Source organism: Micromonospora sp. NPDC049107 (assembly GCF_040648595.1).
Taxonomy (GTDB): Bacteria; Actinomycetota; Actinomycetes; order Mycobacteriales; family Micromonosporaceae; genus Micromonospora.
In genome coordinates, this window is the sequence record NZ_JBEZEC010000001.1 from 949,604 (window position 1) to 968,033 (window position 18,430).

The following is an 18,430-nucleotide window of genomic DNA, read 5'->3' on the forward strand; positions in this document are numbered from 1 at the left end:
GGAGGATGGGGGCCATGTCTGAAGCCTTCGTCGCCGAGCCGCCGTGCGCGGTGTGTGGGCGTCCGGCCACCCGCGTGGAACTTGTCGCACCGGATGGCCAGCCGGTTGAATGGCAGCGCTGGTCGTCGGCGCAGCGCGACGCCTACGCCGCCGCGCGGAAGCGCCACACCGGCCAGCGGTGGTGGCTGCTGTATTCCGGGGTCGCGGCGGGCAACGGGCTTGGACGACCGGCGGACCCGGCAGAGGCGCAGCGCATCGTCGACGCCTTCACCCCGCCGTACCGGTACGCCGCCGTCACGACGGCCGGCTTCTACGACGACGCTGGATTGTGCGCGCGGTGCGACGTCCCGTACTGCTCCCACCACTGGAACGTGTCCAGCACCGGCTACGGACGATGCCCCCAGGGGCACGGCAAGAGCCTCGACCCGCACTGGTCACCCTAGTGAGCCCTGATGCGCCGGGGGTAGCTCCTGCGGTGACTCGCGGTGGTTGAGGCCGCGCCCTTACGGTGCGTGCATCGGTGTGGTACTGATCGAGGTCGCTGGTTGCTGGCTCGGAGGGCGAGGGCTGATGGATCCGGATGTGACTTCGCTGGCTGGTGCGGTGGTGCCGTACGTGGCGGCGGCGGCCGGAGCGTACGGAGCGGGTGTGGTGGCGCGGGTGCAGGAGGTGGCAGCGGACGCGACGGTCGGTCTGGGTGGACGGCTGCTGCGCCGGTTGCTGGGACGGGAGGAGTCAGCCCCGTTGGTGGAGGCAGCGGTACTCGATGTGGCCGAAGATCCGGATGACGAGGATCGATTGGCGGCGTTGCGGTGGCAGATCCGCAAGGCGGTTGCTGCCGATGCGCGGTTGGCCGCCGAGTTGTCGCAGCTGCTGGCGTCGGCGGGGGTGACGATCACGGCGTCGGGTGAGCGGTCTGTCGCCGGCCAGACGATCAGCGGGGTGGTGATCACCGGGGACGGTGGCCAGGTGACTCGATGAGCGACCGGGATGCCCCCGGCCCGGGGGAGCCTGGTGAGGTGAGCGCCGAGGGCCGTCGGTCGATCGCGGCGGGGGAGATCAGCGGGCTCGCCATCACGGGGGACGACGCGAAGGTCGACGCGCGGCGCATCGAGCTGCACCGGGCGTCGACGGCGCCCGACACTGGGAAGCGGTTGCACAACCTGCCCAAGCCGTCGACGCGGCTGTTCGTGGGCCGGCAGGACGAGTTGACCGCATTGGAGGCGGTGATGTCCGCCGGTAGCGGGGTGATCTGCCAGGCGGTGCATGGCCTGGGTGGGGTGGGCAAGACCGAGTTGGCGTTGCAGTACGCCCATCAGCGGCGTGATCGGTACCCGGTGCGGTGGTGGGTGACCGCTGACAGCCCGGCGGCGATCGAGAATGGCTTGGCGGCGTTGACGGCCCGGATGAACCCGGAACTGATGCTGACGGCGACCGTCGCGGAGGCCGCGAGATGGGCCGTCGGTTGGTTGCAGAACCAGTCGGGCTGGTTGCTCGTGCTGGACAACGTGGAGCAGCGCTCACATGTCGAGCCGTTGTTGGCGCAGCTCGACACCGGGCACCTGTTGATCACCACGCGGCGCAACGTGAACTGGGAGGCGCTTGTCGACGGGTGTCTACGCCTGGACATGCTGGATCGCGAGTCCGCGGTGCGGCTGTTGCTGGAGCCGGGGGAGCAGCGGGATGTGTTGGCGGCGGCGGTGTTGGCCGACGAGTTGGGGTACCTGCCATTGGCGTTGCAGCAGGCGGCGGGCTACCTGAGGCAGACGCGCCTGCCGGTGTCGGTATACCTGGATCGGCTACGGGCGCAGCCGTCCGAGGTGTTGAACACCATCGCCGAGGGGGACCAGGCGGAGCGCGCGGTGGCCCAGGTGTGGCTCCTCACCCTCGACCAGCTACGCGAAGTCCGACCGGCAGCGATCGACCTGCTGCGGATACTGTCGTGCTACGCGCCCGACGACGTCCCACGATCGATCTTGGCTGGTTATGCCGAGCAGGCCGGTGCTGTCGACCAGGCGTTGGCGGCGTTGGCGTCGTACAACCTGGTCACACTCACGCAGACGACCGTCAGCATGCACCGACTCGTGCAGACGGTGGTCCGCAGCCAGGCGCAGACGCAGGTTGACCACCACGACGAGCCCACCGATCCTGACGAGTCGTTGTGGCAGCAAGTCCTCGACCGCGCATTGGCTCTGCTCGACCGAGCCCGCCCACCAGGCAACCCCGCACAAGACGTCGACATCTGGCCGCAGTGGAGGGCATTTGTTCCACACGTCGACGCGCTCGATCACCACATGCCCGAGGACAGCGTCAATTTGACCCTCGCGTACCTGCTGGGCCAGGTCGCGTTCTATCACTACACGCAGGCGAGGTACGGCCAGGCTCTACAGGCTGAGGAGCGGGTGCTGGGGATCAGTGAGGCGGCGCTGCCGGCGGGGCATCCGGACATCGCGCTGAGGCTGGACAATCTCGCGTCCACGTTGGTGGCTCTGGGACGGGCGGGCGAGTCGCTGCCGTTGCGACTGCGCGCGTTGGAGATCAGTGAGGCGGCGTTGCCGGCGGGCCACCCCACAGTCGCGCTCCGACTCGACAACCTGGCGTACACGTTGGGGGCTCTGGGGCGGGCGGGGGAGGCGTTGCCGTTGCAGCGGCGGGCGTTGGAGATCAGTGAGGCGGCGTTGCCGGCGGGGCATCCGGATATCGCGCTCAGGTTGGACAACTTGGCGGGCACCTTGCGGGCGCTGGGGCAGGTGGAGGAGGCGCTGTCGCTGCGGCGGCGGGCGTTGGAGATCAGTGAGGCGGCGTTGCCGGCGGGGCACCCCATCATTGCCACCAGATTGGACAACCTGGCGTACACGTTGGGGACTCTGGGGCGGGCCGGGGAGGCGTTGCCGTTGCAGCGGCGGGCGTTGGAGATCAGTGAGGCGGCGTTGCCGGCAGGGCACCCGGACATCGCCCTCCGACTGAACAACCTGGCGGGAACCTTGGGGGATCTGGGCCAGGCGGAGGAGGCGTTGCCGTTGCAGCGGCGGGCGTTGGAGATCAGTGAGGCGGCCTTGCCGGCCGAACACCCCGACATAGCGACCCGGTTGAACAACCTGGCGGGCACGTTGGTGGATCTGGGGCAGGCGGAGGAGGCGCTGCCGCTGCGGCGCCGGGCGTTGGAAATTAGTGAGGCGGCGTTGCCGGCGGGGCATCCCACGATCGCGGTCCGATTGGACACCCTGGCGTACACGTTGGGGACTCTGGGGCGGGCGGGGGAGGCGTTGCCGTTGCAGCGGCGGGCGTTGGAGATCAGTGAGGCGGCGTTGCCGGCGGGGCATCCCACGATCGCGCTCCGGTTGCACAACCTGGCGTACACGTTGAGCGCTCTGGGGCTGGTGGAGGAGGCGCTGCCGTTGCAGCGGCGGGCGGCCGAGATCAACGTGGAGATTCAGCGTAGGAGATCCAGTGCGGACGACGTCGCTGGATGACGGTCACGTCGCACTCTGATCGAGTATTGCCGCCGTCGAGGGATTGCGCTCGGTGCCGCTAGAGTTCGCGCCGTGAATCTCGTGATCGATGAGAGCAGCCGCCAGGTACGCGAGTTCGTGTGCCAGTGCTGCGACACGCAGGCGGACCGGACCTGGGCCAACATCTACGAGGGCGACACCGCCTTCGCTGTCTACTTCGCGAGCTGCTATCACCACGACGGGGTTCACGAGGCCTGGATCGATGCCATCTTAGGGACGTGGGGCCAGGATCGCGTCGACGACCACATCACGTTCGGCTGCCGGGTCGGTCCCGTGGTCGGTTCCCCGGCCCCTGCCGCGACGCTCGTGAACGGTGGCGAGGTGGGCGGCGACAGTCCGATCTTCGGGCGCAAGCTCAGCCGGGAAGAGGGGCTGAGTCATCCGAGGATCGCTGAGTTCTGGCAGGTCGTTGACGTGATCCTGGAACGGGACGACCTCGTGCGTCGCCACGTGTACGGGCCGGTCGCGCCGGACGGTGCGCGGCCCGGGCAGTAGCCCGCGACGTCGACGGTCAGGGGTTCTCGTTGACCGACGGGTCGGCGTCAGCCGAGGCGCCGTCGGCGAGCTGGGCGACCATGGTGTCGGCGTCGTCGAGCGACTCGACCGTGTGGAAGCCTTCGCTCGCGTAGAGCTTCGCGGCGAAGTTGGCCCGCTCCACGCTCAACGACACCGCCCGTAGGCCGCGCTCGGCTCCGACGGACAGCACCGCGCGTACGAGCGCCCGGCCCACGCCGCGATTGCGCCAGGAGTCCACCACCCCGAGGGTCAGCTCGGGCACGTCGTCACTGACGTACCCGTAGCCCGGGTCGCCGGCGGTCAGGTGTCGGCACCAGGCCGCGCCGATCGGCCGATCAGCCGGATCCACGGCGACGACCCCGAAGTCTCCCGGGCGCATCCAGCCGGCGACGTAGTGGGCCAGCTCGGGCTTCGTCAGGATCTCCTCGCGTGACCAGTTGCGCTCGGGCAGCCAGTTGACGGCCTGCACGAGCATGTCGACCAGGAAACCGTCGTCTGCCGGCGTGGCGGTACGGATGTTGAACGTCGTCACCGCCGCAGCTTCCCATACGGGATCGAGGCGAGAGGCCGGGGCAGCGCCCGGTGGGCGCAGCGTCCACTGTCACGGGCGTGATCGTGCGTACGCGTTGGATAGGGTCACGCCCCGGCCGGCGACCTGCCGTCTGCCCGAGGGGCGCAACCCCGTTGACGGGTTGCGGTCCGTGGGTGGTTGCGCGGGCCATCCCGCCTGCCATCGACCCGGGCAAGCCGAGCAGACCACCGCCCGACCCGCCAGCGTCCGAACGTGCGTCAAAGCCATCCTGACGTGGCGGACCGGGCGGAGGCCTGCTCCCCGGAAAGGCGGGTCGACGGCATACGGGATGACGACAGCTACCGTAGCGCGCTGCTCTCAACCAACGGATTGTCCAGGAAAGAGAACCTGGAGCAAGTGCCGGTTAACAGCCAGCCGTTGACGAATAGGAGGCTGGCCGCCAAGCTCCGTTGAGATATAGGTGATAGGTGCTGTCGATGCGACGGAACCACGCCCCACCGTTAATGCCGCGATCATAGTCGATATACGTGTCGGTTGTGCCCAACTTGAGAAAGTCGTCAGCTCGCCCCATGGTTTGAGGGCCGGCGGCGCCATCTATCGGTAGATGATAACGCGACTGGAAGGCTTCGGTTGCCGACTTTGTCATAGGTCCGAAGGCGCAGTCGACAGAGCCCGAATAGAGCCCCTCTCCCTTGAGGACCTGCTGCCAGAGGCCCGTGGCCAGACTGTATGAGTGAGAGGTGGTGCTGAGTACTCCCTCGTCCCCCCAGTCGTCATTGATCGAGTCAATCCCCTTGATGTAACCTTGTGAAACAGATGCGTTGACGGGCGATGCGAAGGCAGTCATGCCGCCAGTCAGAGCAACAATCGTGGCCGTAGCGCTTGCGAACGATCTCAACTTCATGCGAGTTGCCTCCGTTGGTGTTGGGCATTCCCGGTGAATGCTGGATTGGGGTAAATGCTTTCCTGCTCCGACAAGCGCGGAATAATCAAGCACGTCAGTGGGGGTCATCGGGTGCCTGTCCTGGCATGGCGAGAGGGAGGCGAAGCGCGCCGTTCTCAGGCGAGCAGGGTGCCGCCGTCCACGGTGACCAGCGTGCCGGTGGCGTACGTCGACCGCAGGAGGTAGACGAACGCTTCGGCGACCTCCTCGGGCTCGCCCACGCGGCCGAGCGGCAGTGACGCGCTGAGGTGGGCGTACATCTGCTCTCGGGTGTCGTCGGGCAGTGTGTCCCACAGCGGTGAGCGGATGACGCCGGCCGAGACGGCGTTGACCCGGATCGGCGCCAGTTCGACGGCGAGCGAGCGGACCAGCGCGTCGATCGCTCCGGTGATGCCGGCGACCACCGACCAGCCCGCCTTCGGCCGGTGATTGGCGGTGCCGGTGGTGAGGGTGACCGACCCGCCGGGCCGCAGGTGCGGGAGCGCCGCGTGGACCGCCGTCAGCGAACCGAAGTAGCGCAGGTTGAAGGCGGTACGGGCGGCGGCGAGGTCGAGGGCGTCGACGGACATCAGCGCGAGCGGTTCGCCGGCGGTGTAAACGAGGTGGTCGAACGGGCCGAGCCCCTGGAACAGGCGCGTCACGTCGGCCGGGTCGGCGAGGTCGGCGACGTACCCCTGGGTGCCGGCCGGCAGGGCGGCGAGGGCGCGGTCCACGCTGTGCCGGTTGCGCGAGGCGACCACGACCTGGGCGCCCTCCTGGGCGGCCCGGGCGGCGGTCGCGAGCCCGATTCCCGAGGTGCCGCCCAGGACGACGACGCGCTGGTCGGTGAGGGTCATGATGGTCCTTCCGGATCGTTCGGCTGACGCTCACTACGGTGCGTCGGCACTGATGCTCACGTCCAAGACCTCTTTGAGCTGCTGTGATGCCCGACGGGTATCGTGAGTGCTGGACGGGAGGGTCGGATGGACGTCGATCTGCGTAAGCTCCGCTACTTTGTGGCCGTCGCCGAGGAGCTGCACTTCGGCCGGGCGGCCGCGCGGCTGCACATCGCCCAGCCGGTCCTGTCGCGGCAGATCCGGGCGTTCGAGCGCGAACTCCGCGCCGAGCTTTTCGTTCGGGATCGCCGCTCCACCGTGCTGACCGAGGCCGGTCGTCAACTGTTGGCCGACGCCGGTCCGCTTCTGGCCTCGGCCGAGGCCCTGGGTCGGCGGGTGCAGCGGGCGGCGCACGGCCGGCCGACGTTCACCATCGCGTTCATGCCGGGCATCATCGTCACGGCCGAGGCCCGTGCCATCGCTCAGCTGCACCCCGAACTGGCTGTCGGTGTCGTCCGCACCTCCCGGGACGACCAGGCCGAGGTGCTCCGCGAGGGGCGCGCCGACGTCGGCTACGTGCGGCTTCCGGTCGACCAGCGGGGCCTGCGCCTCCGCCCGCTGTTCACCGAACCCCGCGTCGTGGTCCTGCCCGGCGAACATCATCTGGCCGGCAAGGAGTCGGTCGACCTCGCCGAGTTGGCCCAGGAGCGCCTGCTTCAGGACCCGGACGCGGTGCCGGAGTGGCGGGACCTGCCGAATCGTCCGACGGACCCGGAGCCCCGCCCCCGGCCGGTGCTGACCTCCGTCGAGGAAAAGCTGGAGCACGTCGCCGCAGGGGCCGGGGTGGTGATCCTGCCGCTGTCGATCGCGAGGTTCTATACCAGGCCGGACGTCGTCCACGTGCCCGTCGGCGACCTCGCTGACAACCAGGTGTGCCTGGCCTGGGCCGAGAACAACCGGTCACCGCTGGTGCGGGAGTTCGTCGACATCGCCGCGCGGCAGGCCGGCGACGTCGGTCCCGGCGACCACACGTAGAGGAGGAACCAGCATGGCGATCCGGCGGATGGACAACGTCCTCATCGTGGTCGAGGACCTCGACGCGGTCATCGCGTTCTTCGTCGAACTCGGCTTGGAGGTGGAGGGCCGGGGACCGGTCGAGGGGCGCTGGGTGGAGCGTGTCATCGGCATCGACGACGTGCGGCAGGAGGTCGCGATGCTGCGTACCCCGGACGGTCACGGCAAGGTCGAGCTGGCGATGTTCCACGCGCCGAAGGCCGTTCGGCACGAGCCGGAGGACGCGCCGACGAACACCCTCGGCATTCGCCGGATCATGTTCGCCGTGGACGACGTCGAGGACACGATCGCCCGGCTGCGCCGCCACGGGGCGGAACTGGTCGGGGAGGTGCAGCGGTACGAGGACATCTTCCTGCTCTGCTACGTCCGCGGCCCCGAGGGCATCGTCGTCGGGTTGGCCGAGGAGCTGCGCTGAGCGCCACCGCCCGGCGTGCAGCCGGCGCGTACCAATGAGGGCCTGCTCCGCCGAGTGGCGGAGCAGGCCCTCGTGTCTCGCGTCAGTCCGTCGCCACCCCGAAGAGGTGGATGACGCCGCCCTCGGCGGTGGTGGGCAGCGTCAGGCTCGCGAGCCGCTTGCCCGGCTGCAGGTCGATCGGGGTCGTCGCGAAGACGTACGTCGCCACCGGCTCGACCCCCGAGCCCATCTTGTCGCGGTACGTGGTGTGCACCGCCGTCACGTTGCCGAACGACGGCTGGTCGGACCCGCCGCCCAGCGTCCAGTCGCTGAAGCCGACCGTCGCCTGCTGCGTCGTGCCGTCGGTGTACGTCAGCGTCAGCGTGCCGCTGGTGGCACCGAACGCGGCGCTGCCCAGCAGGCTCAGCTTCGTGTCACCCTCCGCCGCCTGCACGCTGAGCACCTGACCGCCGCCGCCGACCAGGATGTTGTCCGGGTCGCCTGGGGCCACGTTCGGCCAGGTGAAGTCGAACCCGTTGGCCGACACGGTGGATCCCGGCTTCACCCCGGCGGCTTCGAGCGCCGTGGCGGAGTAGCTCCAGCCGCCGGTGTCGAAGTTGGCCTGCGGATTGGTGTCGTCGGCCGAGATGCCGTTGTTGTTGAGGTTCCACAGCACGCTGTCCCGCACGGCGACCGTCACGGGGATGGTGACGGTGGGCAGTGCCGTACCGGAGGTGGTGGTGGCGGTCACCGTCACGGCGTAGGCGCCGGGCTTGAGGTCGGCCGGCGCGGAGACGGTGAGCTCCCTGCTGCCCAACCCGTCGCCGGCCAGTCTGAACTCGCCCTGCCTGGGCGTGACGGTCAGGCCGGCGGGCGCGCTGACCTTCCAGCGCGCGGTGGTGGCAGCCTCGGTCAATGCCTGGATCTTGTACGTCGTCGCCGAGGTGCTGCCCGGCTCCACCTTCAGCGTCTGCGGGCTCGCGCCCGTCAGGTACGGCCGCCGGCCGTCGCCGTACGAGGGCGGGGCGTCGGCGGGGGAGCTGCCCCACTTGGTGTTCGGCTTGTCGCCGAGTACGAAGGAGACGGTGCCGCCCTTGTTGACGAGGGTGTCGGGGACCCAGCTCCGGGTCGACGTCCTACCGTTGACCTTGACCGACTGGATGTACGTGTTCTGGGCCGACGCGGCCGGGGCGTCGACGGTGATCCGGCGGCCGGGTCCGGCGTCGATCACCGCGCGCCGAAAGAGCGGCGCGGTGAGCACCAGGTCGGCCCGGCTCGGGTTCTGCGGGTACATGCCCAGCGCGGAGAAGACGTACCACGACGACATGGTGCCGGCGTCGTCGTTGCCCGGGATGCCGCCGGGGGTGTTGCCCCACAGCTGGTCCATCACCGCGCGGACCGTCTGCTGGGTCTTGTCGGCGGCGCCGAAGTAGTTGTAGAGGTAGGGCGCGTTCATGTCCGGTTCGTTCGTGGGGTCGTACCGGGTGAGGTCGCGGGCCGAGAAGTCGAAGGCGCCGTCCGGCGTACGGAAGAAGGCGTCGAGGCGCTGCTCGGCCACCTTGTTGCCGCCCATGGCGCGGGCCAGGCCGGCGACGTCGGAGTAGACCATCCAGGTGTAGCGGGCACTGCTGCCCTCGACGAACCCGCTCTCGGTCGCGGGCTGGAAGTCGCGCTCCGCCCAGGTGCCGTCGGCCTTGCGGGAGCGCGGGTAGCCGCCCTGCGCGGTGGCGGTCAGGTCGAAGACGTTGCTCCAGGTGCCCGACCGCTTACGGAAAATCCGCTCGTTCGCCTGGTCGCCGACCTGCCCGGCGAGCTCGGCGAGCGCGGAGTCGGCGACCGCGTCCTCCATCGTCTCGGCCGCGCCGCCCCAGCAGGAGCAGCCGTCAGCGGGGACGTAGCCCAACTCCAGGTACTTGTCGAGGGCGGGACGCTGACCGACGCACGCCACGTTGCAACCGGCGCTGTCGGAGTCGTTGGCGTTCGGCACCGTCGCCGCGGTGATCAGCGACCGGAGAGCGCCCTTGACGTCGAAGTCCCGGCCGCCGAAGGCGTGGATGCCGGCGATCGCCGGGGCCGACGGGTCGCCGGACATGACGCTCGTCTTGCCGTGCTGGAGCAGCCAGCGGTCCCACTCGCCGCCCCGCTGGGTGGCGTAGTTGAACAACGACTGCGCATAGTCGCTGCCCGCCTTCGGGTTGACCAGCGTCATCAGCTGCACCTGGGCGCGGTACTGGTCCCAGCCGGAGAAGGTGCCGTACTGCGCGTCCTGGCCCTTGGTGAGCCGGTGCGGCGTGCCGTCGGCGCCGAGGTAGCGGCCGTCGACGTCACTGGTCAGGGTGGGTTCGAGCATGGAGTGGTACAGCGCCGTGTAGAAGGTGCTGAGCTGGTCGTTGGTGCCGCCGCCGACCTTGATCTTGCTCAGCTCGCGCTGCCAGGCCGCCGTGGCCTCCGACCGGACCGCGTCGAAGCTCTTCTGCCGTGGGTTCTCAGCCCGCAGGTTGGCCTCGGCGTTGTCCAGGCTGACGTACGAGATGGCGACCTTCACGCCGACGGTCGTGGTGCCCTGGGCGAAGGTGACGTACGCGCCGGACCCCTTGCCCGGCACGGGGTTGCCCGCGTCGAGGCCGGTGCCGCCGGTCGCCGTCGTGGCGTCCGGCGTCCGGGTGCCGTCCTGCCACGTGCCGACCTTGGCGAAGGGCTGGTCGAAGTGGGCGGTGAAGTGCAGCGTGTACAGGGACTTGCGGTTGTTCTCGCTGTGCGGGCCGCAGAAGTTGCCGGCGGTGACCGAGCCGGTGACGGTCCGGGCCGCGGCGTCCACCCGTACGGTGGCGTCGGTGCTGCCGGTCTCCGAGTTGGAGGTGCGGAACAGCATGCTGGCGGGCTGGTCGGCCGGGAAGCCGAACCGGCCCGAGCCGGTGCGGGGGGTGGTGGTCAGCTCCGCCGACGCGCCACTGTCGAGGCCCACCCGGTAGTAGCCGGCCCGCGCGGTCTCGTTCTGGTGGGAGAAGCTGCTCGCGTACGTCGCGTCGGAGGTGTCGACGGACGGCGAGGAGTTGACGTCGCCCACGACCGGCATGATCGGGATGTCGCCCGCGCCGCCGTTGCAGCCGACCCCGTTGAGGTGGGTGAGGCTGAAGCCGCGGATCCGGGTCGCGCCGTACTCGTAGCCACCGGGCGCGGGGGTCGAGGTCTGCTTGCCGGCGCTGGTCTGCGGGCTCCAGGCCAGCATCCCGAAGGGGCGGACCGCTCCGGGGTAGGTGTTGCCGAGGTTCGTGGAACCGATCAGCGGGTTGACGTACCCGGCGGGGTCGGTGACCAGGCGGACAGGCGCGGCGGCCGCGGCGGGTGTGCCCGCGGAGACCGCCGCCAGCGCCGCCACGGCCACGGCGGTGGCGGCGGCGAGGGTTCGGCGTTTGGCGGTGTACGCCAGGCGCGCCGATGTGTCTGACACAGTGTTGGCCCTTCGGTTGGCACCGTCTGCACGAAGCTCGGCGGCGGCGACCCGTCACGCGTTCGCACTCCACATCGGAGCCACGCACGGGTTTGACAACGTTGTCTAATCGGCGATGATGCTTCCCCTCCCACCCAGGGCTGTCAAGATCCTGATCGCGATCGGTCACGCGAGGGACGTGCCCGCGCGGACAGCGCCCGCCCATCGTCGCCGCTACGCTGCCGGCATGTTCCGTGCGGCCCGGCCCGACGACTTCGCGCAGATCATCCGCCTCTACCGACAGCTGAACCCGGACGATCCGGTGTTGGACGACGGCACCGACCGGGCGGCCTTCGCGCAGATCCTCCGCTCACCAGGCCTGCGGCTGTTCGTCCTGGAACTGGACGGGATCGTCGTCGCCACCACGTACCTCAACGTGATCCCCAACCTCAGCCGGTCGGCGTCGCCGTACGCGGTGATCGAGAACGTCGTCGTCGAGGAATCGCGGCGAGGTACCGGTCTGGGTCGGCAGATCATGGCCGGCACGCTCCAGGCCGCCTGGGACGCGGGCTGCTACAAGGCGATGCTGATGACCGGCTCGCGGAACCCGGCCACCCACGCCTTCTACCGTGCCTGCGGGTTCTCGGCCGACGTCAAGACGGCGTACCTCGCGCGTCCACCCGGCTAACCGGGGAAGGTCTCGCGCAGCGCGGCGTCCAGCGAACGGCCGGTCGTCGGCTCGATGAACAGCTCGGCGAGCAGAAGGTCGGCGAGGAAGGTCGGGTTGATCCCGGACTCCTTGCGACCGAGCGCCTGCGCCGCGCCGCCCAGCCGCAGCGCCGTCCGCGCCGCGCCGGCCGGCAGCCGGCCGACCCGGCGGCGTCGGCCGACCGCCTCGGCGATGCGCCCGAGCATGTCGTGCCAGGTGAGGTTCTCGTCGGCGACCGGGATGTCCGCGCCGCTGGCGCTCTCGAGGGCGTCGGCCGCGACCTCGGCCACGCTGCGCGCCGAGGCCGCGGCGCTTCCGCCGGTCGGCGCCAGCAAAGGGGTACGAGAGCGCGCCCACCGGTCCAGCGGCCCGGCCCAGTTCGGTAGCCGGTCACCAGCCCGACCGAAGACGAAGGGCAGCTCGAGTACGGCGACCGGCAGGCCCGGGCCGGCGGCGGCACGCCCCTCGCGGGCCTGCTCCAGCCGGCAGCGGATGTACGTGTGCCGCTCACCGAGCCGCCACTGCGGATGGAGCCGGTCGAAGTACGTGTAGTACGAGCCCATGACCACCCCACGGGTGAGGCCCTCGTCGCGGGCGGCGGTGAACAGGCGTACCACCGGATCGACGTTCTCCCGCCGGAACTGCGGGTAGATCGGCTTCGGCAACGGCCGCTGCTCGTCGGTCCGGGTGGCGTACACGACGCCGTCGTGACCGGCGAGCAACGACCGCAGCTCGTCGATCGAGGCGGACCCCACATCGAGCAGGTGGTCGACCCCCGGCTGGGCGGAACGCGCCACCGAGGTCGTGTCGTGACCGCGCTCGCGCAGCACCTCCACGACGTGCGCGCCGATCAGGCCACTGCCACCCACCACGAGAATTCGCACGCTGAATCGTCCACTGTCCAGCGGGGTGTGTGTCAAGTACGGTGCCGCCTGCGGATGCGACGGCAGCGTGGCCCGGCCAGAATGGCGTCCGGAGGTGATCGAGGATGGTCGACCAGGAGAGCGTTCCCCGGCTGACGTCGGTGGTGCTCGACGGCACCGACGCGCGGGAGTTGGCGGAGTTCTACCGGCAGCTCATGGGCCTCGTCTACCGGCCCGGCGACGAGCCACCGGCAGACGGCCGACCCGACGAGCGCGGTCGTGACTGGTTGGTGTTGCGGTCCCCGGATGGTGGCCCGCAGATCGCGGTCCAGCAGGTCGACAGCCTGCCCGAGACGACGTGGCCGAAGAACGATGTGCCACAACAGCTACACCTGGACCTGACCGTGGATTCCGTCGACGAACTGCTGGTCCAACACGAGCGCGTGCTGCGCCTCGGCGGCCGGCTGCGCTACGACCGGATCGAGGACCCCGAAGAGCCGTTGCGCGTGTACGCCGACCCGGCCGGCCACCCGTTCTGCATCATGGTGGGATAGAGGCGTCCGTATCCGTGCGTGACCGACGCGTGACCGTGGCGGGCGCGATCGTTAAGAACGGGGTCGAGGATGCCGGAACCGCGCGCCTTCTGGCTGGACGAGCAGTTCGACCGCGAGCACGGCGCCGACGGCCACGGCCGGTACGAGGCCGAGGTGCTCCGCCGGATCGGTGACTTCGCCGAGACCTGGGGGGACTTCGCGCCGGTCGCGTTCGCCGCGACGGCCTGGCGGGTGGCCAGCGAGCTGTCGCCCGGCTTCGTCCGGTGGCACCGGCGGATCATCTCGGCGACCTGCGAACGCAGCCCGTGGGACGGCAGCATGGTCTGCGCGGTCACCGTGGCCTCCCGCTGGCCCGCGGAGCTGACCTGGAGCAAGCAGTGGCAACGCGACCGTGGGTGGGAGAACTGGCCGCAGTTGTTCGGCCAGTTCACCACGCCCACCGAGCAGGACCGGACGCGCCGCCCGTACCTGCGGGCGCTGCTCCAGGTGGAGGCCCCGCTGCCGCTCGACGGCCTGCCGCCGACACCCGACGGTCCCCACGACAATGTGCCCGCCGCGGCGCGGCGGGCGGTCGTGGTGCTGGCCAGGGAACTCAACGATCTGCTGGCGCCGGTGATCGGGCAACTCGACAGCGGAGTCCCCGCCGACTCGTGACGGCGGGGACCCCTAGGGCCTGCTTCATGAGGACTGGCCGGCCTGCGGCGGGCCCGGACGACGACCGGCAGCGTTGCGGTTTCGTCCGGATACCGGTGTTGTATCCGGACGAAACCGCGCCTTGCCGGATCGCCGCCCGGACTCCGCCTCGGCTCGACCGCCCTTATGAAACAGGCCCTTGTCGACGCGGCGCGTCGGCAGTCGATGGTGCGGTGGGCCCGGCCCGGTCACCGAACGGGCCGGGCCCACCACGTGTCAGCCGGTGGTCAGGTAGAACTTCTCCCAGGCTCCGGCGGACGTCCGGTTGGCGATCAGAGACCCGGCCCCGGAGTTCTCCGCGCACACGAACTGGTTGTTGATCGTGGCGCGCAGACTGACCGTCCCGTCCGAGTTGTTGACGATCTGGAAGGTCTGCGCCGCCCCGATCGACGTGCCGGTGGCGACCAACGGTGCGGTAGTGCTCGTGGCCGAGACGTAGAGCCCGTTGGAGCGCGACTTCAGGGCGATGTTGCCGTTGCCGGCGTCCACCCGGTCGAACTGCTCGGTGCTGCCGACGCTGGCCTTGTTGGCGATCAGCGCGGTGGTGCCGACCGCCGACACGTACTGGTTGTTGATCTGCGCCCGTAGCGTGGTCACCGGCGTGCTGCCACCGGTGCCGGTGGTGAAGGTGAACGCGTCCACGTCGAACAGGTAGCCCGACCCGCCCTTGAACACCAGGTACAGGGTGGTCGACGCGCTGGGCGGGTTGCTGATCGTGCCGGACACCTCGGTGAAGGTCTCCCAGTTGCCGGTCACCGGCACCGTGACGGTGCCCAGCAGGGTGCCGGTTGCCGACCCGGTCCGCACCTCGATCGTGCCGCCGGCCCCGGCCGACGACGCCCGCACGGTGATGCGGTTCGCGCCGGTCAGGTTGTACGGCGTGTACGAGATCCAGTCGTTGTTCTCGATGAACCCGGCCGTGCGGCCACCCTCGGCGCTGGTGTGGTCGGTGGCCTGGACGCCCGACTGGCCGCCGAAGTGCTCACCCTGGCGGTGCTTCGGTTGCAGCGTCCGGATGCTGTGCGTGGTCAGCCCGCCGTTGTCGGTGTAGGCGGCGTCGAAGACCCCGTAGATGTTGGCTGCGGAGTCGTGCTCGCCGTCGGTCGGGACGGTGATCGAGCCGCTGCACCCGTTCTTCGAGGTGATCTGGTGGGCGTGACTGTCGTGGCCCAGCGCGTACGTCAGGCTCACCTTGGAACAGTCGATGGTGCCGTCCTGCGGGTCGCTCACGCTGATCTGGTACGAGATGGTGTCACCGAAGTTGAACAGCTGCCCGTCGGCGGGCGAGGTGAGCGTCACCGTCGGCGCGGTGTTGCCCACGGTGACGACCAGGCTCGCCGTACCGGTCAGCCCGGTCGGGTCGGTGACCTTCAACGTGGGGGAGTACGTGCCGTTGGTGGTGTACGTCTTGGTGGGGTTCGCCGCCGTCGACGTGGTGCCGTCACCGAACGTCCACAGGTAGCTCAGCGCCCCACCCTCGGGGTCGGAGCTGCCCGCCGAGGAGAAGTTCACCGTCAACGGGTTGGCCCCGGACGTCGGGTTCGCCGAGGCGACCGCGATGGGGTTGCGGTTGCCGCCGCCGATGTACTCGATCCGGAAGAGCGCCTGGTTGTTCGAGCCGGTGCCGTAGTCCAGCACGTACAGCGCGCCATCCGGGCCGAAGGCCATGTCCATGACCTGCGTGCCGGACCACGGGAAGCTGGAGATCTCCCCCCGCGAGCCGTCGGAGTTGATGGCGATGGGCTTGATCCAGCGGCGACCGTACTCACCGGCGAAGAACAGGCCGTTCAGCGACTGCGGGAACTTGACGCTGGAGTTGAGCGAGGCGTCGTACCGGTACACCGGTCCGGCCATCGGCGACTCGGAGCCGCTGCCGAACTCCGACGGTGAGCCGGAGTCGCCGGCGTACTTGATCCAGGCCGGCTTCGCCGCGGGCAGGGTCTGCAGGCCGGTGTTGCGGAACGAGTTGTTGGTCGGCCCACCCGTGCAGTTGTACTTCGACTGCGACGGCCCGGACGGGAAGGTGTATTCGTTGTATGTTTCGTTGCTGGTGTTGCTGCCGGTGCAGTACGGCCAGCCGTAGTTGCCCGGCGCGGTGATCCGGTTGAACTCGACCTGACCCTGCGGGCCCCGGCTGGAGTTGGTGCTTCCCGCGTCCGGGCCGTAGTCGCCGACGTAGACGACGCCGGTCGCCTTGTCCACGCTCATCCGGAACGGGTTGCGCATACCCATCGCGTAGATCTCGGGACGGGTGTTGGCCGTGCCGGGCGCGAACAGGTTGCCCGACGGGATGGTGTACGTCCCGTCCGCCTGCGGCGTGATCCGCAGCACCTTGCCCCGCAGGTCGTTCGTGTTGCCGGCGGAGCGCTGGGCGTCGAACTGCGGGTTGCGGTTGGTCCGCTCGTCCAGCGGCGCGTAGCCCGACGACTCGAACGGGTTGGTGTCGTCACCGGTGGTCAGGTACAGGTTGCCGGCGGCGTCGAAGTCCAGGTCACCGCCGACGTGGCAGCACTGCCCACGGTCGTTGGCGACCTGGAGCACGATCTTCTCGCTGCTCAGGTTGAGCGTGTCGTCGCTGTTGAGGGTGAACCGGGACAGCCGCAGGTGCCCCTTCCACCGGTCCCAGTCGGACTGCGAGCCGGTGGTGGGCGCGTCCCCGGACGGGGTGCTCAGCGTGGGCGAGTAGTACAGGTAGATCCACCGGTTGGTGGCGAAGCCGGGGTCGACGGCGACGCCCTGCAACCCCTCCTCGTCGTGGGTGTAGACCGACAGGGTGCCGGAGGTCTTGGTGTTGCCGGCCACGTCGGTCACCCGCAGGACGCCGTTGCGGGCGGTGTGCAGCACCGAGCGGTTGGGCAGGACGGCCAGCGACATGGCCTCGCCCAGCTCGGCGGAGCCGGTGGCGAGTTTGATCTGTTGGTAGTCACTGGCGGGAATCACCACCGCCTGCGCGGCGGGGGAGTTGGCGGCCACGGCCAGGGTCACACTCGCGACGGTGGTGACCGCCGCGACGAGTGCCCGGGACCAGCGCCGGGATTTCGAAAGCATGATCGTCCTTCCTCGACGACCAGGGCCGGGGCGTGCTGGGGCGCACCACGACCAGGTGTGGGTGGCGGGGTGTGGGTCGTGGTGCGGTCAGTTGGTGGTGACGAGGTCGAACTTCTCCCACTGACCGATGGAGGTCCGGTTGGCGATCAGCGGGGAGGAGCCTCCGTTGTCGGCGGCCACGTACCGGCTGTTCACCGTGGCCCGCAGGCTCACCGTGCCGTCGGAGTTGCGGATCAGCTGGAACGTCTCCCACGCGCCGGCGGTGGCCCGGTTGGCGATCAGCGCGGAGGCCCCGGCGTTCTCCGCCGCGACGAACTGCCCGTTGCTCTTGGCCTTCAGCGCGACGTTGCCGTTGGCGAGGTTGACCAGTTCGAACCGCTCACTGGTGCCGACGGACGTCTTGTTGGCGATCAGCGGGGTGCTGGCGTTGGACGCGCTGACGTACTGGTTGTTGGCGCGGGCCCGCAGGGTCGAACCGGCGACGGCGGGCGGCGGGGTGGTCGGCGGAGCCGTCGTGGGCGGCGCGGTGGTCGGCGGCGGGGTGGTCGGCGGGGCCGTGGTCGGCGGCGGGGTGGTCGGGTTCGTCCCCGGCGAGCAGTTGGCGCTCACCGAACCAGCGGCGACCTGCAGGCCACCGAGCAGCATCCGGGTGAAGTTCGGGTCGGTGTACGACGCCTCGGTGTGCCCGAGACCCGTGTACCAGGCCCGTCCGCCGCCGTACGCCTTGCACCAGGTGATCGGGTGGTCGCCGTTCATGTTGCCGCCGCTGTAGGACGACTCGTCGAGGCTGGCGAGGATCCGTGCGGTGGACCGGGGGTTGGTGCGGTAGTTGTACCACTCGTCGGAGCGGACCCAGGTGGCGCCGAGGTGCGCGGTCGAGGGGTTGCTCCGGTCCTCGATCTTCACGGTCGCGGTCTGGATCGCCGGGTGCGAGTCGAACCACGCCCCGACCAACTGCCCGTACCACGGCCAGCTGTACTCGGTGTCCGCGGCCGCGTGCACGCCGACGTATCCGCCGCCAGCGGCGATGTACTGCTCGAAGGCGGTCTGCTGGCTGGAGTTGAGCACATCGCCGGTCGTCGACATGAAGACCACCGCCTGGTACTGGGCCAGGTTGGAGGTGGTGAACTGGTTGGCGTCCTCGGTGGCGGTCACGCTGAAGCCGTTGGCAGCGCCGAGCTGCTGGATGGCCGCGATGCCGTTGGGGATGGCCGAGTGCCGGAAGCCGGCGGTCTTGCTGAACACCAGGACCTTGGTCAGTGGTGCCGCCGAGGCGGTGGTCGGCAGCGCGACCAGACCGGCCATCATCACGGCCAGGCCGGTGACGAGGGCCAACAGGCGGGGACG

15 protein-coding genes and 1 pseudogene are annotated in these 18,430 nt (G+C 69.8%); 9 read left to right on the forward strand and 7 right to left on the reverse strand.

Translation table 11 applies throughout. The features are described from left to right. The first annotated feature begins 14 nt into the window (after positions 1-14). The 4 genes from AB0B55_RS04200 (at position 15) to AB0B55_RS04215 (ending at position 4,007) form a co-directional block, all read left to right on the forward strand. Positions 15-443 (forward strand): hypothetical protein, encoded by a 429-nt coding sequence (locus tag AB0B55_RS04200; RefSeq protein WP_357170223.1) that lies wholly within the window; start codon positions 15-17, stop codon positions 441-443. Between the two features lie 127 nt (positions 444-570). Then, positions 571-981, forward strand: coding sequence for a hypothetical protein (locus tag AB0B55_RS04205; protein ID WP_357170226.1), 411 nt, complete (start codon positions 571-573; stop codon positions 979-981). Continuing rightward, complete coding sequence (gene fxsT / locus AB0B55_RS04210; RefSeq protein WP_357170229.1) at positions 978-3,473, forward strand: FxSxx-COOH system tetratricopeptide repeat protein; 2,496 nt, start codon at positions 978-980, stop codon at positions 3,471-3,473. Before AB0B55_RS04205 ends, fxsT begins: the two co-directional genes overlap by 4 nt. A gap of 72 nt (positions 3,474-3,545) precedes the next feature. After that, positions 3,546-4,007: a hypothetical protein gene (locus AB0B55_RS04215; protein WP_357170232.1), complete on the forward strand. Its 462-nt coding sequence runs from the start codon at positions 3,546-3,548 to the stop codon at positions 4,005-4,007. A 16-nt stretch (positions 4,008-4,023) separates the two neighbouring features. Here AB0B55_RS04215 and AB0B55_RS04220 read toward each other — a convergent pair whose 3' ends face one another. The 3 genes from AB0B55_RS04220 to AB0B55_RS04230 form a co-directional block, all read right to left on the reverse strand. Further along, the gene (locus tag AB0B55_RS04220; RefSeq protein ID WP_357170235.1) at positions 4,024-4,560 is read right to left on the reverse strand and encodes a GNAT family N-acetyltransferase; all 537 of its coding nucleotides are present in this window, start codon (positions 4,558-4,560) and stop codon (positions 4,024-4,026) included. 403 nt (positions 4,561-4,963) lie between these two features. Continuing rightward, entirely contained in the window at positions 4,964-5,464 is a 501-nt protein-coding gene (locus AB0B55_RS04225; RefSeq protein WP_357170238.1) for a peptidoglycan-binding domain-containing protein, read from the reverse strand. Positions 5,465-5,619: 155 nt separating this feature from the next. Further along, a complete protein-coding gene (locus AB0B55_RS04230) occupies positions 5,620-6,339 on the reverse strand; it encodes an SDR family oxidoreductase (RefSeq protein WP_357170241.1) in 720 nt (239 codons plus the stop codon). Positions 6,340-6,465: 126 nt separating this feature from the next. Here AB0B55_RS04230 and AB0B55_RS04235 point away from each other — a divergent pair, with 126 nt between their 5' ends. Together AB0B55_RS04235 and AB0B55_RS04240 are read left to right on the forward strand one after the other, a co-directional pair. Then, a complete protein-coding gene (locus AB0B55_RS04235; RefSeq protein ID WP_357119335.1) occupies positions 6,466-7,353 on the forward strand; it encodes a LysR substrate-binding domain-containing protein in 888 nt (295 codons plus the stop codon). Positions 7,354-7,366: 13 nt separating this feature from the next. After that, a complete protein-coding gene (locus AB0B55_RS04240) occupies positions 7,367-7,807 on the forward strand; it encodes a VOC family protein (RefSeq protein ID WP_357170244.1) in 441 nt (146 codons plus the stop codon). Between the two features lie 82 nt (positions 7,808-7,889). Here the strand turns inward: AB0B55_RS04240 and AB0B55_RS04245 are convergent, their stop codons facing one another. Then, complete coding sequence (locus AB0B55_RS04245) at positions 7,890-11,237, reverse strand: GH92 family glycosyl hydrolase (protein WP_357170247.1); 3,348 nt, start codon at positions 11,235-11,237, stop codon at positions 7,890-7,892. A 226-nt stretch (positions 11,238-11,463) separates the two neighbouring features. On the opposite strand from AB0B55_RS04245, the gene AB0B55_RS04250 reads away from it, so the two are divergent. Further along, entirely contained in the window at positions 11,464-11,904 is a 441-nt protein-coding gene (locus AB0B55_RS04250) for a GNAT family N-acetyltransferase (protein ID WP_357170250.1), read from the forward strand. On the opposite strand, the gene AB0B55_RS04255 is transcribed toward AB0B55_RS04250, so the two are convergent. Beyond that, positions 11,901-12,809, reverse strand: a complete 909-nt coding sequence (locus tag AB0B55_RS04255; protein ID WP_357119323.1) for an NAD-dependent epimerase/dehydratase family protein — start codon at positions 12,807-12,809, stop codon at positions 11,901-11,903. The genes AB0B55_RS04250 and AB0B55_RS04255 overlap by 4 nt on opposite strands. A 104-nt stretch (positions 12,810-12,913) precedes the next feature. Here AB0B55_RS04255 and AB0B55_RS04260 point away from each other — a divergent pair, with 104 nt between their 5' ends. Together AB0B55_RS04260 and AB0B55_RS04265 are read left to right on the forward strand one after the other, a co-directional pair. After that, positions 12,914-13,342, forward strand: coding sequence for a VOC family protein (locus AB0B55_RS04260; RefSeq protein WP_357170253.1), 429 nt, complete (start codon positions 12,914-12,916; stop codon positions 13,340-13,342). Between the two features lie 69 nt (positions 13,343-13,411). Further along, a complete protein-coding gene (locus tag AB0B55_RS04265; protein WP_357119317.1) occupies positions 13,412-13,996 on the forward strand; it encodes a hypothetical protein in 585 nt (194 codons plus the stop codon). Between the two features lie 255 nt (positions 13,997-14,251). On the opposite strand, the gene AB0B55_RS04270 is transcribed toward AB0B55_RS04265, so the two are convergent. Continuing rightward, positions 14,252-17,083: a PQQ-dependent sugar dehydrogenase gene (locus AB0B55_RS04270; protein ID WP_357170256.1), complete on the reverse strand. Its 2,832-nt coding sequence runs from the start codon at positions 17,081-17,083 to the stop codon at positions 14,252-14,254. 588 nt (positions 17,084-17,671) lie between these two features. Beyond that, positions 17,672-18,391 (reverse strand): annotated as a pseudogene (locus AB0B55_RS04275) (ThuA domain-containing protein); the annotation flags it as partial. Positions 18,392-18,430: the final 39 nt, after the last annotated feature.